Here is a 24,582-nt window from a genome sequence, read left to right on the forward strand (position 1 = left end):
AACTTTCGGGGGTCACTTCACCTTGGCATAAGGCTTTTTTGATTACCATTTTAATATGGAGAATCCATATGGAGGAAGTGTAACTTGTAATACACTTGCTTCTGCTGAAAATTCTTCATTTGTATAAATGTTAATTATTTTCTTACCAGTAACATGAAGAGGGAGTGAAACTGTAACTTCACTATTAGTAGGGTTTAAAACGAAAAAGATAGTTTCATCCTCATATGTTTTCGTATAAGAAATATAATTATGTTCATCATTTGCTTCGATGAATTGAAAAGTACCATGTCCTCCAAAAGCTGCATGTTGTTTTCGTAATGAAATCAATGTTTGTATATGTGTAAATAATGCATGATCTTGTTCTTTAGTATCCCAAATCATACATTTACGGCAATTGGGGTCCATACCACCATCCATGCCGATTTCATCTCCGTAATAAATACATGGAGAGCCGATGAAAGAAAGATGGAATACATAGAGCAATTTCAACTTATTTTTATCTCCATTGCATGTTGTTAAAATTCTTGGAGTATCATGGCTATCTAATAAATGAAAGGCTGCTTCATTTACATTCATAGAGTAGGAATGTAGAGATTCTGTAATTTGCTTCATGAATTCACTTGCTTTAATGGAATAGTTAGCAAAGTAAGAAAGTAGAGCGTTTGTAACAGGATAGCTCATGACAGCATCAAATTGATCACCTTGTAGCCACGGAAGGGCATCGTGCCAAATTTCTCCCAAAATATATACTTCAGGATTTAATGTTTTTATTTCAGTTCGGAATTCTCTCCAAAAGTTGTGATCGACTTCATTTGCGACATCAAGGCGCCAGCCATCTATATTGAATTCTCGTACCCAATAACGTCCTACTTCAAGTAAGTACTCTTTTACATCTGGATGAGCTGTATTTAATTTAGGCATATACGGTGTAAAGGCGAAAGTATCATAATTTGGAAGTGGTTCGGTTATAATCGGGAAATCATGAATGTGGAACCACTCTTTATATGCGGACTTCTCACCATTCTCTAGTACGTCTTGAAATTTCTCGAAAAAGTATCCACTATGATTAAACACAGCATCGAGCATGACTTTTATACCGTGCTTATGACATTCTTCAACGAGCTCTTTAAAAGTTTCTTTCGTCCCAAATTGTGGATCAATTTCCATATAGTCAATTGTGTCATATTTATGGTTTGAATGAGCTTTGAAAATAGGTGTGAAATATATTCCGGAAATGCCAAGCTTAACAAGGTAATCAAGGTTTTGAATAACACCAGCAAAATCCCCACCGAAAAAATTAGTTGGAGTAGGATTCGCACTTCCCCAAGGAAGGGTGTTTTCTGGATTCAGCGTACTATCGCCATTAGCGAATCGTTCAGGGAAAATCTGATACCAAATGGTGTCTTTAATCCAAGATGGTGCTTTGAATACATCATCTGCATGAATAAATGGAAAACAAAAAAAGTTACCAACATCATCATTTGGAATGTTAGAAAAGAATCCTCGCTCTGTATAAATAAGAGTGTCTGTTTCAGATTTTAATTCAAACCCATAACGTAAGCGCTTAAATTTTGGTTCGATTGCAATGGACCAATAATCAAATAATGCAGTAGAACCCGTTTTTTTCATTGGTGTACTTGCTGATATCCATTTCCCATCTTTCCATTCGTAAGGATCACCGTAAATAAGATCGGCGCTTTGAACATCATCTCTCTTAGTACGTATTCGGATGTGAATTGTTTGTTCATCGTAAGCGTATGCATAATTATCTTTCGGCCTATGATAAATGGCTTCTTTAAACATATAGAAAATCCCCCTTCAATATCTCTATACATAGTATTCCCTTAAGTGTAATAATAAAGCCTATATTGCAAACGATTGCTTTTGTTATAGCTTTAATATTGCTTATAAGAGTAGTATTCATTTAATATAAAGTCAATGTATAAAGAGTATAATGACATAATTTTTAAATTAATATTTGCAAAATGAATAAAAGAATGTATAATGATAGACAAATAGCGCAAACGTTTTCATAGACTTGAGATATTGTTTGCGCTTCAATTAAACTATTAAATGCAAACGTTTTCAGTTACTAAGGTACATAGACAATTTAGGGAGGTTTTTGGGATGAAGAAAGCATTATCATTATTAACGGTTTCAGCATTATCTATTGGTATGTTATCTGCATGTGGACCGAAAGATTCAGGGAAAAAAGAGGAAAGTAAAGCGAAAAAAGACTATGATCTTCTTGTTTGGGAAGATGAGAAAAAAGGTGTGGGTCTAGAGCCAGCGGTGAAAAGTTTTGAAAAGAAATATAATGTGAAAGTAAAAGTTGAAGAGGTTCAGATGACGAAACAAATAGAAAAACTTCGTCTCGACGGTCCAGCTGGCACAGGGCCAGATGTTGTAACATTGCCACATGATCATATTGGTAATGCGGTAACAGAAGGGCTACTTTCAGAAGTGAAAGTAGATGATACAGTAAAAAGTAAATTTACAGATTTATCAATAGAAGCACAAACATATAACGGAAAAATATATGGTTTACCAAAAGCGATTGAAACACCAATCTTTATTTATAATAAAAAAATGATGCAAAAAGCGCCGGAAACGATGGATGAACTGTTTAACTTCTCAAAAGACTTTACGAAAGATGGAAAATACGGATTTTTAGCACTAGGAGATAACTTCTACTTTGCTAATGCATTTATGGCAGGTATGGGTGGTTATGTATTTGGTGAAAAAGATGGAAAGCCAAATGCAAATGATATTGGATTAAATAATAGCGGTGCGGTACAAGGTGCTGAATATATTCAAAAATGGTATAAAGAAAAGTTATTCCCGAAAGGTATTATCGGTGAATCTGGTGGTTCAGCTGCAGATGGATTATTTAATGAAGGAAAAGCAGCATCTATTATGAATGGTCCATGGGCATTCCAAGCGATGGAAAAGGCTGGAATAGACTATGGGGTTGCTCCAATGCCGAAATTACCAAATGGTCAACCGATGAAAACGTTCGTTGGCGTAAAAGGATGGCATGTAACAAGCTTCTCTAAACAAAATGATTTAGCTACAAAATTTACTGAGTGGGTTACAAATGAAGAAAATGCTAAAATTCGCTTTGAGAAAACGAAAGAAATTCCACCAGTAAAATCAGTAATGGAAGATCCAATCATTAAAGAAAATGAGGCTGCAAAAGCGGTTGCGACACAATCTGAAAATGGAATTCCAATGCCAAACATTCCAGAAATGCAAGAAGTTTGGAAACCAGCTGGAGATGCGCTTCAATTAGTTGTATCAGATAAAGAAGCACCAAAATCCGCACTTGATAGTGCAGTGAAACAAATTAAAGGTAATATTGAGGCAAATCATAGTAAGAAAAAATAAGGTGAAATTCGTGCCTCTAATATGAGGGGCACGAATTCTCTCCCTTCCATGTAGGAAGAAAAAAGGGGGAAGGAACATGCAAACATCTATGGAACCTGCAAAGGGGTTAAATGATTCAAAGCATAGGAAAGTGGCAACCATGTTATCAATCATTCCAGGCGTGGGCCAAATGTATAATAAACAATTTGTAAAAGGTCTTATTTTTCTAGTATTAACAGGTTCATTTATTGTAGCCTTTGCTGATTTATTAAATATGGGATTATGGGGCATTGTAACGCTCGGTACAGAAGTTCCACGTGACCATTCCGTCTTTCTATTAGTAGAAGGGATCTTGGCACTTATCGTTATCGCTTTTGGGCTTGGCATATATGCATTTAACTTATATGATGCATATCAAAATGGGAAGAAACGTGATATTGGAACACCGTTAAATTCTGTAAAAGAGCAATACCGTAATTTGTTAGATCAAGGCTTTCCTTATTTAATGGTTTCACCAGGTTTTCTACTACTTATCTTTGTTGTCGTATTTCCAATCATCTTCGTAATTTTAATTGGATTTACAAACTATGATTTATATCATTCTCCTCCAGCTAAATTAGTAGATTGGGTGGGCTTTAAAAACTTTATTGATATTTTCACATTACCGATGTGGAGAGATACATTTTTAAGTGTATTTTCTTGGACTGTCATTTGGACATTCGTTGCAACAACATTACAAGTTGCACTTGGTATTTTTTTAGCGATTATCGTAAATCAGCCTGGTATTAAAGGTAAGGCAATTATTCGAACAATCTTTATTTTACCGTGGGCTGTTCCAGCATTCGTATCTATTCTTGTATTTGCTGGTATGTTTAATGAAACATTTGGAGCAATTAATAACCAAGTATTAGCTTTATTCGGGATTGAAAAGATTGCTTGGATGACAGACCCGTTTTGGTCAAAGATTGCTTTAATTATGATTCAAACGTGGCTTGGTTTCCCGTTCGTCTTTGCGATGACAACAGGTATACTGCAATCGATTCCAGGAGAATTATATGAAGCGGCTACAGTAGACGGAGCAACTGCTTGGCAACAGTTCCGCAAAATTACATTGCCACTTGTGTTATATGCAACAGCGCCAATATTAATTACGCAATATACGTTTAACTTTAATAATTTTAGTATTATTTATCTATTTAATAACGGGGGACCTGCTGTGTCTGGACAAAATGCAGGTGGAACGGATATTTTAATTTCATGGATCTATAAGTTAACGATGACTTCGGCTCAATACGGCAAAGCAGCAGCTCTTACAATGATTTTATCGTTAATCGTTATTACAGTTGCGTTATGGCAATTTAAGAGAACAAAATCATTCCAAGAAGAGGATATGATGTAAATGAATATTAAACGACAAAAGATGCTACGTCTTTCATTAAGTTATTTAGTTATCTTCATAATGTGTGCGATTGTTTTCTATCCATTACTATGGATAATTGGCTCATCGTTTAATCCAGGTGATAGTTTATCTGGGTCAAGTATTATTCCGAAAAATGCCACATTAGATCATTATCGCAAGCTACTTGATCTCGATTCAAGTAATTACTTACTTTGGTATAAAAATACTTTGAAAGTTAGCGTAATGACGATGATTTTCTCTGTACTAGCCATTAGTTTTACTGCTTATGCATTTTCGAGATATCGTTTTGTTGGAAGAAAGAATGGTTTATTAACATTTTTAATTCTGCAAATGATCCCGAATTTTGCAGCGTTAATCGCACTATATATATTAGCTCAGTTAACAGGATTACTTGATACACACCTTGCATTAATTTTAATTTATGTGGGCGGAGCAATTCCGATGAATACATGGCTTATGAAAGGGTATTTTGATACGATTCCGAAAGAGTTGGATGAATCAGCTCGAATGGATGGAGCAGGGCATTTCCGTATTTTCTGGCAAATCATTATGCCACTTGCAAAGCCAATCGTAGCGGTTGTAGCATTATTTACTTTCATTGGTCCATTTACAGATTTCATTTTAGCGAGTATTATTTTGCGAACACCAGAAAATTATACTTTAGCAGTTGGATTATATGAAATGGTTGCGAAAAAATTCGGTAATGAATTTACAACGTTTGCAGCGGGTTCAGTGTTAATTGCGATCCCGATTTCAATTTTATTCCTATCACTACAAAAATATTTTGTTTCCGGTTTAACAGCTGGAGGTACAAAAGGATGAAAAATGGGACATTATGTCCCATTTTTCTTTTCATCTCCCTATAAATAACTTTATAGGGAGATGAAAAGAGATTTGACATCACATGTGAAAAGAAGTGAAATAAATAGTATATTATAGTATAGGAAAAAATAGCTATATCCCTTACAATACATGAAGAGGGAGAATAGGATTAGTTTTGCAAGATATAAGAAATGAAAGTTTATGACTTGCAATGAATGCGAGATAAAATATATGAAAAATGACAGAGAAATGAGAGGAGGGGGATTTTTATGACAGTTACAATTAAAGATGTGGCGAAGCAAGCGAATGTTGCACCATCAACAGTTTCTCGTGTAATTGCTGATAATCCAAGTATAAGTGAAAAGACAAAGCGCCGTGTTAGGAAAGTGATGAGTGAATTAGGGTATCATCCCAATTTAAATGCGAGAAATCTTGCGAACCAAACGACGAAAACACTTGGTCTTGTTATGCCAAGTTCTGCAAGTAAAGCTTTTCAAAATCCATTTTTCCCAGAAGTTATAAGAGGGATTAGTTCATTTGCACACGTAGAAGGTTATGCGCTTTACATGTCGACAGGTGAAACGGAAGAAGAAATTTTTAATGGTGTCGTAAAGATGGTACAGGGACGCCAAATTGGTGGCATTATTCTTTTATATTCAAGGGAGAATGATCGGATTATTCAATATTTACATGAACAGAATTTCCCGTTTGTTTTAATAGGAAAACCATATGATCGAAAAGATGAAATTACATATGTAGATAATGACAATTATACAGCTGCAAGAGAAGTGGCAGAATATTTAATTTCATTAGGGCATAAGCAAATCGCGTTCATTGGTGGTGGATCAGATTTACTTGTAACGAGAGATCGTTTAGCTGGTATGAGTGATGCCTTGAAATTAGCAGACATTGTATTACCAAAAGAATATATTTTACATTTTGATTTTTCGAGGGAAAGTGGTCAACAAGCCGTTGAGGAATTAATGGGACTGCAGCAACCGCCGACGGCAATTATGGCAACGGATGACTTAATTGGACTTGGTGTGTTAAGTGCTCTTTCTAAAAAAGGATTCGTTGTACCGAAGGATGTTTCTATTGTAAGCTTTAATAATGCTTTATTATCAGAAATTGCGAGCCCTCCACTTTCGACAGTTGATGTGAATATTTATCAGCTAGGATATGAGGCAGCGAAAGCTTTAGTTGATAAAGTAGAGAATGCAGAATCCACTGCAAAGTGTATCATTATTCCTCATAAATTACTAAAACGTCAAACTTGTGATCATTATGCAGAAAAAAGCTAAGAGTTTAACTCTTAGCTTTTTTCTTTAGAAAGGCTTCTAATCGGTCGCAGCCTTCTTTTAAAGTTTCGATACTATACGCATAGGACAAGCGAAGGTAGCCTTCACCGTATTCAGAGAATGCTGTTCCAGGAACTACAGCTAGTCCAGCTTCTTTGACAAGATCAAGTGCAAAATCAAATGATGAAGATGTCAAATGACCAACATATGGGAATAAGTAAAATGCACCTGTTGGCTTTTCAACTGCTAATCCCATTTGAGTGAGTCTATTATATACGTAATCACGGCGTTTTTTATATTGGTGGCGCATCATTTTGGGTGCGTCTTTAGCAGCTGTTAATGCTTCAATCGCAGCGTATTGAGCGATTGAAGTAGCACACGTTACATTGTATTGATGAACTTTTAATATGTGTCCTGCTAAATAGCTTGGTGCGAATAAAAGTCCAACACGCCAGCCAGTCATAGAATGTGATTTAGATAAACCGTTAATGACAATTGTCTTTTCACGCATTTCTGGGAAATGAGCGATAGATGTATGCTTTTGTTCATACACAAGCTCGCTATAAATTTCATCTGAAAGGACGAAAATATTTTTATCTTTTAAAACATCTACAATATCTTTTAATTCTTCTGTGGATAAAGTTACACCAGTTGGGTTAGAAGGATATGGTAGTACGATACATCTTGTTTTTTCTGTAATAGCATTTTTTAGCGCGTCAGCTGTTAAACGGAATCCAGTTTCACGAACATCTACAAAAATGGGCGTTGCACCGCATAATCGAATAATAGGTTCGTAACCTGGATAAATAGGAGCAGGTAAAATTACTTCTGTTCCTGGCTCTAAAATCGTTCGGAATGCAACATCAATTGCTTCGCTAGCACCAATTGTAACGATGGTTTCGTTTTCAGGTGAGTAATGTAAATCGTAGTTATCTTTTACGAAGTTACAAGCTGCCTTACGTAATTCTAGTAAACCAGCGTTATGTGTATAGCTTGTATAGTTTTCTGTAATAGCCCGTTTTGCCGCTTCTTTTACGAGAGAAGGTGTAGGGAAATCGGGTTGTCCGATTGTTAAAGAAATCAAATTATCATAGTGTTGAATCATGTTAGAGAATTGACGGATTCCAGAAATTTGGATATCCTTCACTCTAGGGTTAATGAATTGTTCCATTGTATCTCCCTTTCTTCCGTTTGAAAATTAAGTTCATTTTATCATATTTTCTATGATTGCGCTTTGTATATGTAATTTAGAAAGAGAGAGAAAAGAGAAAAAAAGCCGCTATAAGCGACTTTTTAATATCCGTATTCCCAATCTATTTCATCTTCATTCCAGAGTACAGAGGATACCTTGCCAAGGTGAACAACTGATTCGTTCACAGCACATGTGCAATCTTCATCTCCTGCTTTATGCTGTAACTCTTCATATACTGATTTTTCAACATTTTCTAGAACAACCAAATTTTCTTCTTTTAAAACAAGCGTAGTACCCGCCATATTTATCTTCCTCCTACTAAAGTAATGATCACTTATTTGTAAACATAGATAGTATGGATTATATGCTGTATTTTGCTATAGTTGTCCGTCTAAAAAAGTATTTTTACATTTTCTTTGTAATCCGTATTCATTGTATACTGCACGAAGGAAATTTGGTACAGGGTTTACAATCATTTCGAAAATCTGTAACAATTATTATGAGTTGTTAACAAAGAATTAACAAATATGTTAAGAAAAATCAAAATTTTAAAACAAATAAACCTATAAAATGATATAATCATATCAAAATACATATAGGGGATGAGAGGTTATGGAGCTTATCCGTGATTTGTTGATTCAAATTGCCATCATAATTTTACCACTATTTTTATATGAAGCGATTCGTTTAAATCGCTATCAAGAAATGCCTCCGAAGCCAAATCGTTACTTTATTATGTTTTTATCTAGCGTTACGCTCGTTCTCTCCATGACATACTCTATTTGTTTTGGCAATGTGTGTGGGTATAACTTTCACCCAATTCCAATTGTCAGTGGTTTTTTATATGGTGGGATTGTTGGTTTAATCCCAGCGGTTATTTTTGTTGCATATGAATGGTTACTAAAGGGAATGAGCTTTCTTCCAGTTTTAGAAGTAACATTTCTATTGATAGTTCCGCTATTTTTATCAAAGAAATGGTCTCTTTTTTCAAGAGATAAGAAATTAATTTTAGCATTTATGATTTCATCATTTTATGTGCTTGTTTCTTTAGTATTAGGCATGATTAATGTTCTTTTGGAAACAGGATTTACACCGTATATTTCGCAAATATATAGCGGATTTATATTTGCCTCGCTTATCATGGTCATGACAATGGTATTTCAGGTGTATTTAACTGAATATTTAAACGAAAATGCATTGCTACGTACAGAGATGCAAAAATCAGAAAAGCTTAATATTGTAAGTGAGTTAGCAGCAAGTGTGGCACATGAAGTTCGAAATCCACTTACTGTTGTTCGTGGATTTATCCAATTGCTAGAAAGTACGGAAGATGTGAAGAATAAGGATTATATGCGTCTCGTATTAGCTGAATTGGATCGGGCGGAACAAATTATTTCAGATTACTTGAATTTAGCAAGGCCGCAAATTGAGAAAAAAGAACACATTTGTTTATCAGCCCAATTAATAGAAATGACCACTCTTATGTCGTCATTTGCAGCGATGCAAGGTGTATATTTACAAGTTGAAATTTCAGAAAGTCTTTATACGATTGGTGATAAGACAAAATTGAAGCAAGCTATTATGAATGTTGTTAAAAATGGTATTGAAGCAATTCAAGGAAATAAAGGATATTTAAAAGTAACAGCTATTCAAAAAGACGAAACAATCATAATAAGAGTTAAAGATAGTGGTGTTGGTATGACGAAAGAACAGTTAGCAAGGCTGGGGCAACCATATTATTCTTTAAAAGAAAAAGGGACAGGATTAGGGCTTATGGTAACATTTAGTATTTTACAAGCGCATAATGGTACATTGGAATATAAGAGTGAAAGTGGAAAAGGCACTGAAGCAATTATTATATTACCAGCTGTACAAAATAAGGAATAAAAGTTACCGATGGAAGGTAACTTTTTATTTTATATTGTTTATTCATTTGTTTTTTCTTGTTTTGCTCGGCTAAATAAACTTTTAAATGATTGAAAGAAGCTTTGCTCTTTTGAGGCAGCGACCATTCTTTTTGTTTCTTGAATTTCTCGAATAACTTGCATAAGCTGTGCATCACGATTACTGTCCTTGTTATAAATTTGACTAACAAGTTTATTCATTTTTTCTTCTTGTTTGGATTCTCGTTTATACATATGATTCATTAATAAGTCCATTTTTTCTTTTTGCAATGCATCTGTTTGAGCGGCGTGCTCGACTAACTCTTGAAGCATTTTTTCTTGAGAGCCTTCTTTTACATACACTTGTTGCATCAATTCATCTAGTTTCTCATCCTTTAAACGATTTTGTGTAATTAGAGTAGAATTTTGATGAATAATTGCTTCATTTAATTGAGCTAGCATTTCAAGTTTCAACATGAACTCCTCAAAGTTACGCCCATCTTCTTTTTCTTTCGGTTGTATCTCTTGCTTATCTTGTATAACTGGTACAGGTGGGGCCTCTTTTTCTTTTAAAATAATCGGTATCGTTTCTGAAATATCTTCTTGTAATGTGGCAGCTCTTTCATGTATAGATTTCAATAGTTTTAAATCATCAAGTTTATAAATACGAGCATCAGCTGTTTTAGAAATCATATAACCATGTTCCTCTAACAGTTGACTATATTTGCGGACTATATGTTTTGGGATGCCTGTTTTATTCGTGACATCTTTCGTTTTATAGGTAGCTTCCATGATATTTCCTCCCCAAAAAGTATCGTATATATCATTTCAATCTTTTATGAGGACTTCCTTTGAAAAAGAATGTCGGAAGGCTATTAGTTTTCTACAGCATTAGTGAAAAAATGAAATTTTTTGGCGGAATGGCAAGGAATAACTAAAATAATGTCTGAAAACATATACAGGAGAAGTTTGTTATAATAACTGAGGAAAAGAAACTGGTAGAAACATGGAGGTATACATGAAGCAATTAAAAGGTATTATCATTTCAATTATTGCAATTCTGTCTATTTTAGTAGCAGTTTATGAAGTACTTGTGCCAGAGGAAACAAGTGTAAAGAAAACGAATACGTATGATCAAGTGTTAGAATTTCCGAAAGAACGTTATCCAGAGACAGGAAAACATATTACGGATGCTATAAAAGAAGGGCATTCAGAAGTTTGTACAATCGATCGTGGTGGTGCTGCAGATAGAAGGAAATTGTCGTTAGCACCGTATCCATCAAAAAAAGGGTATGATCGTGATGAATGGCCAATGGCGATGTGCAAGGAAGGCGGAAAAGGAGCACATATTGAATATATAAGTCCGGCGGATAACCGGGGAGCAGGCTCTTGGGTAGGGAATAAGTTAGATAAATATCCAGATGGTACGCGTGTGAAATTTGAAGTGAAGTAGTATTTGTACATTTCATAATGAAGGAGAAGGGGAACTATGGAGTTAACAATTTCTTATTCGCAATTAATGTTGATGAACTATGACGGTGAGCAGCCTTATGTAGACTGGACGGATGAAGATTTTGAAAGAGGTTATGCTGAGGCAGAGGGAACTGTTATTTTTGAAGCACTTTCTGATTATACTTGTGAAGTGAAAGTGACCCCAGGGAAACATATTGAAAAAGAAGAAGTGGTTAGAACGATTACGGTTCCTTTTACGGTTGAAAATGAAAGTATCGTTATAACGAGTATTCTTTCAAACAAATTTCAAATATCTATTCCAAATGGTGAGTATACAGTTGTCTTACAAGCAATTCCTCTTGAAGAGCCAACGGATGATGAATTATATAAAATACAATACGAATTCTTCTTTGAAAGTAAAGAATAAAAAATGGGTTATCCTGAGAAAAGGATAACCCATTTTTGTTATGCGTTTGTTTTTAAAAGGGAACGAGCATCTTTCGCTGCTTGCACCATATGTTCTAAAGCTGGAATAACTTCTTCTGTTCTTCTCGTTTTTAAACCACAATCAGGATTAATCCAGAAATATTTAGGATCGCATACTTCTAAAGATTGTTCTACGATTTTATACATTTCATCTTTACTCGGTACACGTGGGCTATGAATATCATATACACCTAGGCCGATGCCTTTTTCATATGTTGTATGTTTTAACGTATCAATAAATTCTCCGTGACTTCTTGATGTTTCGATAGAAATTACATCTGCATCTAATGCGCGAATCGCGTCAACAATATCTTCGAAGTTACTGTAACACATATGAGTATGAATTTGTGTTTCGTTTGCTACAGAAGAAGTTGCTAAAAGGAAGGATTGTACTGCCCATGTAATATAAGCATCCCAATCTTTTTCTTTTAGTGGCATTCCTTCACGAAGTGCTGGTTCATCGACTTGGATTACTCTAATTCCGGAAGATTCAAGTAGTTCAATTTCGTGACGAAGAGCTAGTGCAATTTGATACGAAACTTCTTTTCTTGGAATGTCATTTCGAACGAAGGACCAATTTAAAATCGTAACAGGTCCAGTTAACATTCCTTTTACAACTTTCTCCGTTAAGCTTTGTGCATAAACTGTTTCCTTAATAGTCATGCCGTTAATAAAGGCTACATCACCATAAATAACAGGTGGTTTTACGCAGCGGGAACCGTATGATTGTACCCAACCGTTTTTAGTGAATGAGAAACCAGCAAGGCGCTCACCAAAATATTCGACCATGTCAGTTCTTTCAAATTCACCATGTACAAGGACATCAAGCCCAATTTCTTCTTGGTAACGAATCCATTTTTCTGTCTCTTTTTCAATAAATTGTTCATATTGTTCATTTGAAATAACACCGTTACGCCATTCTTTTCGCGTTTGACGAACTTCAGTTGTTTGCGGGAAGCTACCAATAGTCGTTGTTGGTAATAGTGGTAACTCCAGGGCAACTTGTTGTAATTCGTATCGTTTTTCAAATGGAAGAGGACGTGAAAAATCTTCTTCTTTTAGTGCTGTTCGTGCTGCTTTGACATCTTCTCGGTTACGTGCAGCAGATGAGCGAATTGTATGATGTACGTTTCGATATGTTTCCAGCTCAGTACTAATGCTTTCTGTACCTTGAGTGAGAGCGGAATGAATAAGAACTAACTCTTCTAATTTTTGATTTGCAAATGCTAATGCATCAAATAGCTCAGTCGATAAGTGAGTTTCTTCTGTTTTATCGATCGGTGTATGCAATAAGCTACAAGAAGGCTGAACGATGAAATCTTTCGTTTGGACTTGTTTTTGTAACGTTGTAAATAACTCAAGAACTTCATCAAGGTCAGCTCTCCAAATGTTACGGCCATCTATACAACCGACAGCTAAAGTTTTATCAGCTGGGAATCCATATTTTGAAATAGCATTTAAATTACCTTCTTTACCATGAATGAAATCTAATCCAATACCGGATACCGGGAATGTAATAATTTCTTCATAGTTTTCTTCCACGCTATCAAAATATGTTTGTAAAAGAAGAGTCGCATTTGGAACTTCTTTACGAATAGCTTCATAAATTTCTTTTGCTTGTTGAACTTCTTCTTTCGTTAAAGAAGCGAAAATTGGTTCATCAACTTGAATGGCTTGTGCACCAGCTGCATGTAGTTCTGAAAGCAGTTGTACGTAAGGTGCAACTAACTGTTTTAAAATGGAAGGGAATTGTTCTTGTGTATAGCCTTTAGCTAATTTTAAGAAAGTATATGGACCTAAAATAACAGGCTTTCCATCTACTCCTAATTCTTGTTTTGCCTCTTCGTATAAGCGAAGTGGACGATTATCTTTTAAAGAGATTTGTAATCCCTCTTCATATTCAGGAACGATATAGTGATAGTTTGTGTTAAACCATTTTGTCATTTCGGAAGCTACGTGATTTTTAGAGCCACGCGCCATTGCGAAATATACATCAAGGTAAGATGTAAACTCAGAAAAACGTGATGGGATAAATCCTAGCATATAGGCAGTATCCAAAACGTGATCATAATATGTAAAGTCGCCAATTGGAATGAGTTCAATCCCTTTTTCTTGCTGTACTTTTACGTGTTGAAGGCGAATTTCTTTCATTGTTGTTAAAAATTGTTCTTCATCAATTTTATTGGACCAAAAAGCTTCCAATGTTTTTTTCCACTCTCGTTGTAGTCCGATACGTGGATAACCTAAGTTACTTGTTTGAATTGCCATTTTAAATTCCTCCCTAATTGAAAGTAAGCATTTCCGTTTACTAGGAAATACCTATAACAAAAAGTGCAAAGACATAGAAAATAAGCCTTCCTTTTTGTTTTAACACCTCATCATCATCCGTGAATCTATCAGTGTTGTTAAAACAGGCAGGTCTCCTGACTTATGCTTCATATAATTTCTTTCACCTTCCCGTTTTCACAGTGGCACCAAAAAGAAATCTCAGCATTTACAGTGGCGGGACCGTGTTGGAGTTTCACCAAGCTTCCCTTTTAAACACGAAACGAAATGTTCGTGTACCTATTTTCCTTTTGAAAGGAATTTAACAAGCGATATGATATTGAAACAAATTCTAACACAATTTTTGGAATTTTGTCTACTGTTTTAAAATAAGAAAATTCCAAAGTTTTTATTTCTTATTATTCTGACTTTTTACTCTGAAGTAACTAATAATATTACAGTATAAAAAGAGAAATTGAGCTATGAAAGAAGTAGGGATGTCTTCTTTCATAGCTCAATTTTCATCTATAGCAACTTCTGAAAGTCGGCCTGCTATAGCATCTTTAAGGAGGGTGTTTAGCCATTGTAATTCAACTGTAATATGCTCAATTACACTTTGCAAGATATATAGTTGTGCACGTGGAACCTTTCCTTTATTACAATCATATATCGTTTGCATAGTATGTAAATATTGAAGAGTATCATTTTTCTTTTTTTCTAAAATAGGAACTAATTCATGATCATTGCTAAAGTGAGCGAAAGATAGGGCTGAATAAATAGGTTTATATATTTGGTTTTTTGCTTCGAATTGTTTTAATAGTAAAGTGTGGAATAGTTTTTTGCCTTCTTCTGTTATATGAAAAATCGTTTTGTCAGGTCGGTTTGTGTCTCTAATTACATTTGTAATGTGAATTGCACCTTGCTTTTCTAATTGCTCGAAAGCGTAATAAAGTGATCCTTTAGCATATTTAATATAACAATCCATTTGTCGTTCTTTCATAATATGCTGCACTTCATATGGATGTTTATCTCCTTCGAGTAGCAAGCCGAGAATGACTAATTTCATGCTCATGCTGTCTCAACTCCTGTATATAAAAACTTTATACATATTATAAACGGCATATCCTTTTTCATAAAGGGATATGCCGCTTCTTTTTTATATTAACTGACTTGCTTTTGTTTTTCTTTCTTTTTAGGGCCTGTAAAGAGGCGTTCATTTCCCATTAGTAAAATACAAATAACACTTAGTACAGCCGGGATGAGTGCCCAGAAGAATGTGTTCGCAATAGATGTAGCGAGAGCTTCTTTAATACCCGCTAATATTTCAACAGGAATTTTTGCGGTAGCGCCTGGTGATAATAAGAAACTTGTGTCTCCGCCTTTTGGAGCTAATTTTGCTAGTTCAGGGGAGAACACAGAGTTTAGTTTATCTGTAAAAATATGATTTTGAATTGTACCGAAAATCGTTACACCAAGAGTCATACCGAGTGATCGGAAGAATGAGTTTGTTGATGTCGCCGAACCGCGGTCTCGCATTTCTAACTTGTGAATAGAAGACATACTTAATACTGAGAATGAGAAGCCAACACCAAGCCCAGCGAGAATCATAAATAGTGTTACGAGTAAACGAGGTGTGTCCATTGTTAAAGTACTTAATGAATAAATACCAACAACGAAGAAGACACCAGATACCATCATAATGTTACGATAGCTTGTTCGAGAAGCTAATTGTCCTCCTGTTTGACTTCCAATTACAGAACCAACCATCATTGGTGTTAAAATTAATCCAGCATTAGAGGCCGAACCTCCAAGAACGCCTTGAATGAAGATTGGAATATAAACTGTACAGATAATAAAAGCAGCACCATAGAAAAAGGCAACTCCTTGACTAGCTGCGAATAAAGGTTTTTTAAATAGATGGAACGAAATAATAGGCTCGGTTGCTTTTCTTTCTACAAAGAAGAAAATAATAAGCGCAATAACTACTGTTGTAAATAAGCCAATAATTACAGTGGAATTCCAGGCATATTCCTTACCACCAAGTTCTAATGCGAACATTAAGCAAACGATACTTATGACAAGTGTAATAGCACCAGCCCAATCAATTTTTTGTTTTCTAAATTCTAGAGACTCACTGTAGTATTTAGTAATGAAGAAAAAGGAGATAAGTCCTAATGGAATATTGATATAGAAGACCCAATGCCAACTTATATAGTCTGTAATATAAGCACCTAATAAAGGACCGAATACACTAGATGTCCCGAAAACAGCACCGAATAGCCCTGTCATCTTCCCGCGTTTTTCTGGTGGGAAGATATCATACATAATTGTAAAGGCGATAGGCATAAGGGCACCACCACCGATACCTTGAATAGCTCTATAAATACTTAATTGCTCAATACTTGAAGCTGTTCCGCAAAGCGCAGAACCGAATAAGAAAAGAATGAGGCCCCCAATATAAAAACGTTTTCGCCCGTACATATCAGAAAGTTTCCCAAAGATAGGCATCCCTGCCATTGTTGCTACCATATAAGCTGATGTGACCCAAACAAACTTATCAAAGCCTCCTAGGTCTCCAACAATTGTTGCCATTGCGGTTGCAACGATTGTATTATCCATTGCGGCCATTAATATACCAAGCAGCAAACCAGCAACAACAAATTTTGTCTTGTTGGTGTCTTTTTTTAATGGTTGAGTTTCCAAATATAACCCTCCTTTAGAAATAAGTAAACTATATTAAGTTTTGAGTGCAGTGGATAAAAAATTTAAATGTATAGTTGATTTTAATTTCTTTTCCACAAGTGCACTAATATGCCATAAAGAATATTATAGTCAAATTTGACTATAAGGCAAATTTTTTCTTCCGTCAAAATATTCTTTCATATGAGTAGAGAACGAGTGAGCGATACGAATATTGCTATAAAGGAAATGAAGTAAATTGTAAAAAAATTTCATAAAGAACACCTTCTGTTAATAGATGAAAAATGGTTTTTTCTTCATATTGTCGAATAGGATAAAAGGAAGAGAAATATTAAACATTACTTGTAGCAAGCTTTAGTAAGTTGGGGAATTTATTGTGTGTATGGTACATCTGAAATGAGGTGAATATATATTATGAAAATATGGGGACGAATTTCGGATACAGGAAAGTATTCAATACCGCTACAACCAGTATTGTGGATTGACGGATCGAAAAAGGAAAATGAATTTCCTCAAGTAGCCGTTACATTGCAAATTGGTAGTATGTATACAGAACAATTTTCGTATGAATTGACCTACGATGTAAACGACATACTTATTATGCGAATTGAAGTGGAAAATAAAGGGGTAGAAATGATTTCGAGAGTTGTTGTAAGTCATATGATTCGAGATTACTTTGCTTATATTCCTAATTCTTTAAAAGTTGATAAGGGGATAAGTGAGTTTTTATTCCAGCTTGTAAGGTGGCGAATTGATGATTTGTTACCGAATGAAAAGGTGGAACTACGTTGCAAAATAAAAGCTAATAAAGATAAAGCTCTTAAACAAGCATTCTTTCAGGCTACATATACATTTCAAGATAAAGAGATATCATATGGTCCACTGCAAACAAATGAAGTTGTTGTGCGGCAATGATAAAAAGGAACCTGTACAAAAGGTTCCTTTTTTAGTGAAGGTTGTGTTTTTTGAGTATTTTCTTTTGCTCTATTCCTTTTTTTCCTACATAGTTATTTTTGTAGCCAAAGTATAGAATAAATAAAAATGAAACAACATTAACAATAGCGTCGATTTGATCGTTTGTAATAAAGTGTATGCCGAAAGAGGTAAATAATAATTTTAATGATAATAGAAAACCAGCTAGTAAACGCATAGCATCTGATAGATTCTCTTTTTGTAGCATATAGATTACTCCTTTCTATAAAAGTTATATATTATATATATGAAATAGAGTAGGAAAGGTATACAAGCTTAAGCAGAAATGTACATTGCATATGTACATTTTTTATTTTGTAGAAAAACATTATTGATATAGAAACATATATTGGTATAAAAGGGGGAGAAGTATGAAACATAAAGGGAAAATTAGTGGATTATTACTTGGAAATACAGTGGCAGTTACAGAATGGATTGCACTTCAGGATGTAATTGTAAAACTGGATTCACGATCATTTTATACCGTCTTTATTATTTATATATTGCAAATGATACTAAGTTATTATTTTGGACATTGGTACGATAAAAGAGCGAACAAGCGTATGAATGTGGAAGGAGGAGGAATGGCAAGCAACGATTTTGTTGTTGATTTTTTTGGGAAAGTAGCCGCTTTATCTGAAAGAGATTCCCGTAATATTACGGTTTACATTCTTTCTGTAAAAGAATGGGAAGGATTAAAAGACACGTTGCAAGAAAAAAAATTGGGAGTGTTAGTACAAAAATTAGAGAGTACCATTGTAAAGACAATTCGGAAGGGAGATGTTGTTACAAAGTGGGATGAAAATAAGTATGTTATTGTAGCAATTGATAATGGTCATGAAACATCAACAATAACAAACAGATTAATGAAAAATATTGAAAGTGAAATAGAAGGTGATTTACTCAGTGTCACTCTTTTATTTGGAGCAGCTAGCTATCCAGTAGAAGGAAAAACGTTTGAAGAACTGTTGAGAAAGTCGCAAAATCAATTGTATCAGTATAGAAATTTGCAAGAAAATGAGTGAAGCTTTGATTTGAAGATATATGATAGGAAGAAGTTTTATTTGTAACATTTTTTTGACTTTTATTACAAAAAACGTTGCGTTTGTAATAAAAGTCTTTAAAAATATATGAAATAAGCATATAATTATGATGGTAGTGCCAATACAATTTGCACAATGTGTTTTATTTTAAAAGTGTAGAGGAAAGCAAGCTCTACACTTTTCCTTTTTAGGAAATGAAAAGAATATTTGTAAGTTGTTGCGAGATATCGATTGTACTGTGTAAAATGAACAAAGAGATTATTTGATAGAAAGCTGGAAAGGGAATGATAGACGTGAGAGCGGAACGATCACCTTTTATCAGGTGAACTATTATAGTCTTATTAAGACTGAGGTGAAATTCTGTGGCCATTAAGGTAATACATAGTGTGAACAGGTTTTAAAAAACACGAAGAACTATACTTAAAGATGGATATGGAACTGCTAAATACTTCAAAAAGAATAATGTAATATTAAGTAATAATTCGTACAAACAATATTAATGATCTTCGTAAAAAAGATGCGAGTGTATAGAACAATTACATATTTTATAACTTTTTTATATTACACGATGGTCGTTTATAAATAGGAGGAAGAGATGTTGAAATATAGTAAATTAGCAATTATAACTGCATTATCAATGACTTTATTAGCCGGTTGTTTTGGACCGAAACCAGAAGAAGAATTATATGTAGCGTTTGAAAACGCTGCTAAACAAGAAAAAACAATGTTTGAAGATGCAAAAAAACTTGAGGCTTTAGAGAAAGAAGGACAAGAATTATATAACCAGATTGTGCAAGAAGGAAAAGATAATAATCAAACTGTTAAAGAAAAATTGAATCAAGCAGCAAAGAATACAACTGAACGAGAAAAAGTACTTACAAAAGAAAAAGAGGCTTTAAATAAAGCGCAAGAAGAAGTGAAGTCAGCTGATAAGTATGTGAAGAAAATTGAAGATAATAAGTTGAAAGATCAAGCTGATAAAGTGAAAAGCACCTATGAGAAACGACACGATTCATTTAATAAAATGTATGACAGCTATAATAAATCTTTAAAACAAGAAAAAGAGTTATACACAATGTTACAAGATAAAGGTACTAAATTAAAAGATATTAGTGAAAAAGTAAAAGTAGTAAATCAATCTTATAAGGATATTGAGTCAGAAAAAGATAAATTTAATGAATTCACAAAGTCTTATAATACAGAAAAAGTAGCTTTTTATAAACAAGCAAATATTAAAATTAAGGAAGAGAAAAAATAAAACAGTTTGGCCTACACTTGGCCAAACTGTTTTATTTTTTTGTATAAGTACGACTATACCATGGAACAGGTTCACTTAATTTTTTTTCTTGTTTCAATGCTTCAGGACCAATATAATCTTGAAGTGTTTTTTTTGCTACTGTTAAAGATAAGGTTGTTTTCGGATTTCGATAGGAGGATTCAAGATGACCAAGATGCGGTAGAATTCGAAAATCTTCTTTCGTAGGAGGGATGTGGAAAAAATAATCGCCTAAACGTATAAGGACATCAGATTGTTGTTGGCTAAAACGTGGGTTTCTAGAAAAATGTAATCCTTCTTTAATTGCTTTTTTTTCAGCAATCAAACGTTCTAAAGCTGTCTTTTTTAACCAGTATAAATATTTAGGATTAGTAGCTGCTTTAGCATGACGATTCACAACGAAAATAGATTGAGCTAGTCGATTAATAGAATGTTGGTTTTGTAATTGAGATTGTGGTTGTGAGGGTTTCATATTGAATCTCCTTTCAATTTTTCATTATTATACCATAAATAAAAGAGGTTTTTATTATATGCAAAAAGTGATTGTATATATTTTCAATATTAAAGCAATATTGTTACAAAAAACAACTATTTTGTATAATAGTAATAGAATATGTTTTTGAAATTTGATAATGAAAGAGTGAGAAGTTTGAAAGAAATATTAAAACAACAGTATGCCATTATAGATATTGGATCTAATACAATGCGTTTAGTTATTTATGAAAAGCAAAATGGAGGTTTTTATAAAGAGATTGAAAATACGAAAGTGGTTGCTAGGTTAAGGAATTACTTAATTGATGGTGTGTTGAATGAAGAGGGAATAGAAGTATTATTACAGACATTATTTCAATTTCAAGAAAGTACAAGGTTCCATCAGTTGCATCATGTACTTTGTGTTGCAACAGCAACAATTAGACAGTCTGAGAATCAAGAGGAAATTAAAAAGCTTATTGAAGGACAAACGGACTTTACTCTTAGAGTATTATCAGAGTATGAGGAAGCGCGTTACGGATACTTGGCGGTTATGAATTCTACATCGTTTTCAGAAGGAATAACGGTAGATATTGGTGGGGGAAGTACGGAAGTTACATACTTTAGAAATAGAGAGATTTTAGAGTACCATAGTTTTCCTTTTGGGGCACTTTCTTTAAAGCAACAATTTATTAAAGGTGATATTCCTACTAAAGATGAGTTAGAAGGAATGCAACGGTATTTAGAGTTTCAATTTCGAACGTTACCATGGTTAAGCAATAAGAAATTGCCTCTTATTGCAATTGGTGGTAGTGCGAGGAACTTAGTAAAAATCCATCAAAATTTAATATGTTATCCTATAGCAGGATTACATTTATACAAGATGAAAGAAGAAGATATTGAAAATGTAAAAGATGAATTGGAAAAATTGTCGTTCATAGAACTTCAGAAATTGGAAGGATTGGCAAAAGATCGAGCGGATACGATTATTCCAGCGGTTGAAGTATTTCATACACTTGTTCATGTTATAGAGGCACCGGCATTTGTATTAAGTAGAAAAGGGTTAAGAGAAGGTGTTTTCTATGAAGAGTTGACAAAAGATTTGGGGATTTCATATTATCCGAACGTAGTTGAAGAAAGTTTGCATTTACTATCACATGAATACGAAATGGATATGGAATTTGTAATTCAACTTATTAAACATGGAAGACTAATTTGCAAACAACTTGAGGAAATAGGGCTTATTTCTATGTCAGTAAAAGACTGGGAAGTGTTCCATCAAGCAGCGAAAGTATTTAATATAGGCAAATATATAGACGAAGAAGCGAGCCGTTTACATACGTTTTATTTATTAGCGAATAAGACAATTGATGGCATGATGCATAAAGATCGAGTAAGGTTAGCACTTATTGCATCTTATAAATCAAAAATGCTATTTAAACAACATTTATCTCCATTTGAAGGTTGGTTTGATAAAAGTGAACAAAAAAAAATCCGCCTATTAGGAGCTGTTTTACAATTTTCAGCTACTTTAAATGTAAGACAACGATCGCTTGTTGATACCATATCTATAACAGAAAGCGAAGAGGGATTAACGTTGAAAGTTTTATGTGAACAGTCTGCATTAGCAGAAAAAGTGCAAGTTGAAAAACAAAAAAAACAGTTAGAAAGAGTATTAAAAACGAATGTTAATTTATTATTTGAACTAAAACATTAGGTTGTACGGATGTCTTTACGAAAAATTTACACTTTGTAATATTGTAATTTGATAAAATGAAATTAACTAAATTATAGTAAAAAAGTTTCAAGGGGAAGTGTGAAGAGAATGGAATTATCGAAGGGGAATGCAGTAGATTTAAATGATACAGCTTATTACAATAATCGAGAGCTAAGCTGGCTAGCATTTAATGAACGTGTACTACAAGAAGCGCAAGATGGAAATAATCCACTTTTGGAAAGATTGAAATTCATTAGTATTTTTAGTTCGAATTTAGATGAATTCTTTATGGTACGTGTAGCGGGATTAAAGGATCAAGTGAGTGCTGGATTTAATCAGCCAGAAAATAAAGCTGGCTTAACACCAAAAAAGCAATTAAATAAAATTGCGATAAAAGCCCATGCACTAATGACAGTACAATATGATACATTTAAAAATTATGTATTACCAGCGCTTGAGTTAGAGGGAATTGAACGTTTAACATTCAATGATTTGACGAAAGAGCAGCGAGAATTTATAGAAGAGTATTTTGACGAGCAAATTTTTCCGGTGTTAACTCCTGTAGCTATTGATGCATATCGCCCATTTCCAATGTTATTAAACAAAAGTTTGAATTTGGCTACTCTTTTATATGATGAGAAGCAAGCGGAAGAAGAAAACAGGACGAAGTTAGGGATTGTACAAGTTCCTTCATTACTTGAGCGCTTCATAATTTTACCGAGCGAAGGGCAAAAGCATAAATTTATTTTATTAGAAGACGTAATTAGTAGCTTTACTCATAAATTATTTACGGGATATACAGTATCATCTGTTACTCGTTTCCGTATTACACGCAATGCAGATTTAACGATTCATGAAGAAGGTGCGAGAGATTTATTAAAGGTAATTGAAAAAGAATTAAAAAAGCGTAAGTGGGGAGCTGCTGTTCGTTTAGAAGTTGGGAAAGAACACATTGATGAAAGAGTATTAGCGTTATTATATGAGGTTCTGGAAGTAAAAGATGAAGATGTATATATAATGGATGGCCCATTAGATTTAACATGTTTGTTTTCTTTATATAAAAAACTAGCTCCTTTATATGAACATCTTGTATATCCGGCTCTTATTCCGCAACCGCCTCAAGATTTAGGTGATGAAGAAGATGTATTTGAAAAAGCAATTGAGCATGATATTTTATTACATCATCCTTTTGAATCATTTCAGCCGGTAGTTGATTTTGTCCGTGATGCGGCAGACGATCCGAATGTACTTGCGATTAAACAAACGTTATATCGTGTAAGTGGTGATTCACCGATTATTCAGGCGTTAAAGATAGCGGCTGAAAAGGGAAAACAAGTGACGGTATTAGTTGAATTAAAGGCAAGGTTTGATGAAGAAAACAATGTTCATTGGGCTAAAGAATTGGAACAGGCAGGCTGTCATGTTATTTACGGTGTCAGTCACTTGAAAACGCATAGTAAAATTACGTTAGTTGTAAGAAGAAAAAACGGAAAAATCGAAAGGTTCGTACATCTTGGAACTGGAAACTATAATGATGCAACAGCGAAGTTATATACTGATTTTGGGTATATTACATCAAGAAAAGACTTTGGGGTTGATGCAACCAATTTCTTTAATTATTTAAGTGGTTATACAACAAAGCCACATTTTCATCATTTATCGGTTGCTCCATTTGATATAAGAGAGCAATTTATGGATTTAATAGATGAAGAAATCCGTTATCATAGGCAATATGGAAATGGATACATTATCGCTAAGATGAATTCATTAACAGATAAACCATTAATTAAAAAAATGTACGAAGCATCACAAGCTGGAGTAAAGGTAGAGCTCATTGTTCGAGGAACATGTTGTCTAAGACCTGGTATTCCAAATGTAAGTGAAAATATTCGTGTAGTTAGTGTTGTTGGAAGATATTTAGAACATAGCCGTATTTATTATTTCCATCATAATGGCGAGGAGAAAATATATTTATCTTCAGCTGATTGGATGACGCGAAATATGGAGAAGCGAGTGGAAATATCTTTCCCGATATTAGATATTGAAATGAAGGCACGAATTAAGGCGATTTTACAGCTTACATTAGCTGATAATGTGAAAACACGTGAACAAAATAAAGATGGTGATTACTATTATGTTATTAATGGTAGTACAGAAGAAATTGATAGCCAAGTGAAGTTGTTTAAGATGGCGTATCAAAATACAGACGCTGAATAATG

At 34.1% G+C, this 24,582-nt stretch carries 21 protein-coding genes and 1 riboswitch; of the genes, 12 read left to right on the forward strand and 9 right to left on the reverse strand.

Features of this window, described 5'->3' with window-relative positions; genetic code table 11:
• Window positions 1-42 precede the first annotated feature (42 nt).
• On the reverse strand, window positions 43-1,803 hold the full coding sequence (locus tag DN400_RS17955) for an alpha-glycosidase (RefSeq protein ID WP_147801798.1): 1,761 nt from the start codon (window positions 1,801-1,803) through the stop codon (window positions 43-45).
• Between the two features lie 324 nt (window positions 1,804-2,127).
• On the opposite strand from DN400_RS17955, the gene DN400_RS17960 reads away from it, so the two are divergent.
• The 4 genes from DN400_RS17960 to malR all read left to right on the forward strand — a co-directional run bounded on the left by DN400_RS17960 (window position 2,128) and on the right by malR (window position 6,909).
• The gene (locus DN400_RS17960; RefSeq protein WP_000709931.1) at window positions 2,128-3,387 is read left to right on the forward strand and encodes an extracellular solute-binding protein; all 1,260 of its coding nucleotides are present in this window, start codon (window positions 2,128-2,130) and stop codon (window positions 3,385-3,387) included.
• A gap of 76 nt (window positions 3,388-3,463) precedes the next feature.
• The gene (malC, locus tag DN400_RS17965; RefSeq protein ID WP_001194982.1) at window positions 3,464-4,765 is read left to right on the forward strand and encodes a maltosaccharide ABC transporter permease MalC; all 1,302 of its coding nucleotides are present in this window, start codon (window positions 3,464-3,466) and stop codon (window positions 4,763-4,765) included.
• Complete coding sequence (gene malD, locus DN400_RS17970) at window positions 4,766-5,608, forward strand: maltosaccharide ABC transporter permease MalD (protein WP_001022603.1); 843 nt, start codon at window positions 4,766-4,768, stop codon at window positions 5,606-5,608.
• Between the two features lie 269 nt (window positions 5,609-5,877).
• Window positions 5,878-6,909: a maltose operon transcriptional repressor MalR gene (gene malR, locus DN400_RS17975; protein ID WP_016512354.1), complete on the forward strand. Its 1,032-nt coding sequence runs from the start codon at window positions 5,878-5,880 to the stop codon at window positions 6,907-6,909.
• Window positions 6,910-6,913: 4 nt separating this feature from the next.
• Here malR and DN400_RS17980 read toward each other — a convergent pair whose 3' ends face one another.
• Both DN400_RS17980 and DN400_RS17985 read right to left on the reverse strand, forming a co-directional pair.
• Complete coding sequence (locus tag DN400_RS17980; RefSeq protein WP_000434552.1) at window positions 6,914-8,077, reverse strand: aminotransferase A; 1,164 nt, start codon at window positions 8,075-8,077, stop codon at window positions 6,914-6,916.
• A 122-nt stretch (window positions 8,078-8,199) separates the two neighbouring features.
• Complete coding sequence (locus DN400_RS17985) at window positions 8,200-8,400, reverse strand: hypothetical protein (RefSeq protein ID WP_000929276.1); 201 nt, start codon at window positions 8,398-8,400, stop codon at window positions 8,200-8,202.
• Between the two features lie 310 nt (window positions 8,401-8,710).
• On the opposite strand from DN400_RS17985, the gene kinB reads away from it, so the two are divergent.
• Window positions 8,711-9,985: a sporulation sensor histidine kinase KinB gene (gene kinB / locus DN400_RS17990; RefSeq protein ID WP_000420372.1), complete on the forward strand. Its 1,275-nt coding sequence runs from the start codon at window positions 8,711-8,713 to the stop codon at window positions 9,983-9,985.
• Window positions 9,986-10,023: 38 nt separating this feature from the next.
• On the opposite strand, the gene DN400_RS17995 is transcribed toward kinB, so the two are convergent.
• Entirely contained in the window at window positions 10,024-10,773 is a 750-nt protein-coding gene (locus DN400_RS17995; protein ID WP_000388467.1) for a DUF3967 domain-containing protein, read from the reverse strand.
• 226 nt (window positions 10,774-10,999) lie between these two features.
• Between DN400_RS17995 and nucA the strand changes: the two genes are divergently transcribed.
• The gene (gene nucA, locus DN400_RS18000) at window positions 11,000-11,434 is read left to right on the forward strand and encodes a DNA-entry nuclease (RefSeq protein WP_000811494.1); all 435 of its coding nucleotides are present in this window, start codon (window positions 11,000-11,002) and stop codon (window positions 11,432-11,434) included.
• A 36-nt stretch (window positions 11,435-11,470) separates the two neighbouring features.
• Complete coding sequence (locus tag DN400_RS18005; protein ID WP_000424024.1) at window positions 11,471-11,860, forward strand: competence protein ComJ; 390 nt, start codon at window positions 11,471-11,473, stop codon at window positions 11,858-11,860.
• A 38-nt stretch (window positions 11,861-11,898) separates the two neighbouring features.
• Here DN400_RS18005 and metE read toward each other — a convergent pair whose 3' ends face one another.
• From metE to DN400_RS18020, 3 genes are all read right to left on the reverse strand, one after another.
• Entirely contained in the window at window positions 11,899-14,187 is a 2,289-nt protein-coding gene (gene metE / locus DN400_RS18010; protein WP_065229302.1) for a 5-methyltetrahydropteroyltriglutamate--homocysteine S-methyltransferase, read from the reverse strand.
• Window positions 14,188-14,315: 128 nt separating this feature from the next.
• Window positions 14,316-14,503: riboswitch (cobalamin riboswitch) on the reverse strand.
• 195 nt (window positions 14,504-14,698) lie between these two features.
• Window positions 14,699-15,256, reverse strand: coding sequence for a PadR family transcriptional regulator (locus tag DN400_RS18015; RefSeq protein ID WP_000062063.1), 558 nt, complete (start codon window positions 15,254-15,256; stop codon window positions 14,699-14,701).
• 89 nt (window positions 15,257-15,345) lie between these two features.
• Complete coding sequence (locus tag DN400_RS18020) at window positions 15,346-16,887, reverse strand: MDR family MFS transporter (protein WP_065229301.1); 1,542 nt, start codon at window positions 16,885-16,887, stop codon at window positions 15,346-15,348.
• A gap of 411 nt (window positions 16,888-17,298) precedes the next feature.
• On the opposite strand from DN400_RS18020, the gene DN400_RS18025 reads away from it, so the two are divergent.
• Window positions 17,299-17,799: a hypothetical protein gene (locus DN400_RS18025; protein ID WP_000708119.1), complete on the forward strand. Its 501-nt coding sequence runs from the start codon at window positions 17,299-17,301 to the stop codon at window positions 17,797-17,799.
• A gap of 31 nt (window positions 17,800-17,830) precedes the next feature.
• Here the strand turns inward: DN400_RS18025 and DN400_RS18030 are convergent, their stop codons facing one another.
• On the reverse strand, window positions 17,831-18,064 hold the full coding sequence (locus DN400_RS18030; RefSeq protein ID WP_000939446.1) for an SPP1 phage holin family protein: 234 nt from the start codon (window positions 18,062-18,064) through the stop codon (window positions 17,831-17,833).
• Between the two features lie 163 nt (window positions 18,065-18,227).
• Here DN400_RS18030 and DN400_RS18035 point away from each other — a divergent pair, with 163 nt between their 5' ends.
• A complete protein-coding gene (locus DN400_RS18035; RefSeq protein ID WP_065229300.1) occupies window positions 18,228-18,881 on the forward strand; it encodes a diguanylate cyclase domain-containing protein in 654 nt (217 codons plus the stop codon).
• A gap of 613 nt (window positions 18,882-19,494) precedes the next feature.
• Window positions 19,495-20,157 carry a YkyA family protein gene (locus DN400_RS18040; protein ID WP_000922465.1) on the forward strand — a complete coding sequence of 221 codons (663 nt, stop codon included), beginning with the start codon at window positions 19,495-19,497 and terminating at the stop codon, window positions 20,155-20,157.
• A gap of 31 nt (window positions 20,158-20,188) precedes the next feature.
• Here the strand turns inward: DN400_RS18040 and DN400_RS18045 are convergent, their stop codons facing one another.
• On the reverse strand, window positions 20,189-20,647 hold the full coding sequence (locus DN400_RS18045; RefSeq protein WP_000804864.1) for a YkyB family protein: 459 nt from the start codon (window positions 20,645-20,647) through the stop codon (window positions 20,189-20,191).
• Between the two features lie 141 nt (window positions 20,648-20,788).
• On the opposite strand from DN400_RS18045, the gene ppx reads away from it, so the two are divergent.
• Complete coding sequence (gene ppx, locus DN400_RS18050) at window positions 20,789-22,363, forward strand: exopolyphosphatase (RefSeq protein ID WP_065229299.1); 1,575 nt, start codon at window positions 20,789-20,791, stop codon at window positions 22,361-22,363.
• Between the two features lie 108 nt (window positions 22,364-22,471).
• The gene (locus DN400_RS18055; RefSeq protein ID WP_000423549.1) at window positions 22,472-24,580 is read left to right on the forward strand and encodes a polyphosphate kinase; all 2,109 of its coding nucleotides are present in this window, start codon (window positions 22,472-22,474) and stop codon (window positions 24,578-24,580) included.
• Window positions 24,581-24,582: the final 2 nt, after the last annotated feature.

Source organism: Bacillus sp. AR8-1, from assembly GCF_008042345.1.
Taxonomy (GTDB): domain Bacteria; phylum Bacillota; class Bacilli; order Bacillales; family Bacillaceae_G; genus Bacillus_A; species Bacillus_A cereus.

Excerpts from the sequence above, each read along its gene's own strand:
- DN400_RS18025 (WP_000708119.1), top strand. The coding sequence starts at position 17,299 with ATGAAAATATGGGGACGAATTTCGGATACAGGAAAGTATTCAATACCG.
- DN400_RS18045 (WP_000804864.1), bottom strand. The coding sequence starts at position 20,647 with ATGAAACCCTCACAACCACAATCTCAATTACAAAACCAACATTCTATT.
- DN400_RS18015 (WP_000062063.1), bottom strand. The coding sequence starts at position 15,256 with ATGAGCATGAAATTAGTCATTCTCGGCTTGCTACTCGAAGGAGATAAA.
- kinB (WP_000420372.1), top strand. The coding sequence starts at position 8,711 with ATGGAGCTTATCCGTGATTTGTTGATTCAAATTGCCATCATAATTTTA.
- metE (WP_065229302.1), bottom strand. The coding sequence starts at position 14,187 with ATGGCAATTCAAACAAGTAACTTAGGTTATCCACGTATCGGACTACAA.
- DN400_RS17955 (WP_147801798.1), bottom strand. The coding sequence starts at position 1,803 with ATGTTTAAAGAAGCCATTTATCATAGGCCGAAAGATAATTATGCATAC.
- DN400_RS18030 (WP_000939446.1), bottom strand. The coding sequence starts at position 18,064 with ATGCTACAAAAAGAGAATCTATCAGATGCTATGCGTTTACTAGCTGGT.
- DN400_RS17995 (WP_000388467.1), bottom strand. The coding sequence starts at position 10,773 with ATGGAAGCTACCTATAAAACGAAAGATGTCACGAATAAAACAGGCATC.
- malD (WP_001022603.1), top strand. The coding sequence starts at position 4,766 with ATGAATATTAAACGACAAAAGATGCTACGTCTTTCATTAAGTTATTTA.
- DN400_RS17960 (WP_000709931.1), top strand. The coding sequence starts at position 2,128 with ATGAAGAAAGCATTATCATTATTAACGGTTTCAGCATTATCTATTGGT.
- malC (WP_001194982.1), top strand. The coding sequence starts at position 3,464 with ATGCAAACATCTATGGAACCTGCAAAGGGGTTAAATGATTCAAAGCAT.
- ppx (WP_065229299.1), top strand. The coding sequence starts at position 20,789 with ATGTTTTTGAAATTTGATAATGAAAGAGTGAGAAGTTTGAAAGAAATA.
- nucA (WP_000811494.1), top strand. The coding sequence starts at position 11,000 with ATGAAGCAATTAAAAGGTATTATCATTTCAATTATTGCAATTCTGTCT.
- DN400_RS18005 (WP_000424024.1), top strand. The coding sequence starts at position 11,471 with ATGGAGTTAACAATTTCTTATTCGCAATTAATGTTGATGAACTATGAC.
- DN400_RS18040 (WP_000922465.1), top strand. The coding sequence starts at position 19,495 with ATGTTGAAATATAGTAAATTAGCAATTATAACTGCATTATCAATGACT.
- malR (WP_016512354.1), top strand. The coding sequence starts at position 5,878 with ATGACAGTTACAATTAAAGATGTGGCGAAGCAAGCGAATGTTGCACCA.
- DN400_RS17985 (WP_000929276.1), bottom strand. The coding sequence starts at position 8,400 with ATGGCGGGTACTACGCTTGTTTTAAAAGAAGAAAATTTGGTTGTTCTA.
- DN400_RS17980 (WP_000434552.1), bottom strand. The coding sequence starts at position 8,077 with ATGGAACAATTCATTAACCCTAGAGTGAAGGATATCCAAATTTCTGGA.
- DN400_RS18055 (WP_000423549.1), top strand. The coding sequence starts at position 22,472 with ATGGAATTATCGAAGGGGAATGCAGTAGATTTAAATGATACAGCTTAT.
- DN400_RS18035 (WP_065229300.1), top strand. The coding sequence starts at position 18,228 with ATGAAACATAAAGGGAAAATTAGTGGATTATTACTTGGAAATACAGTG.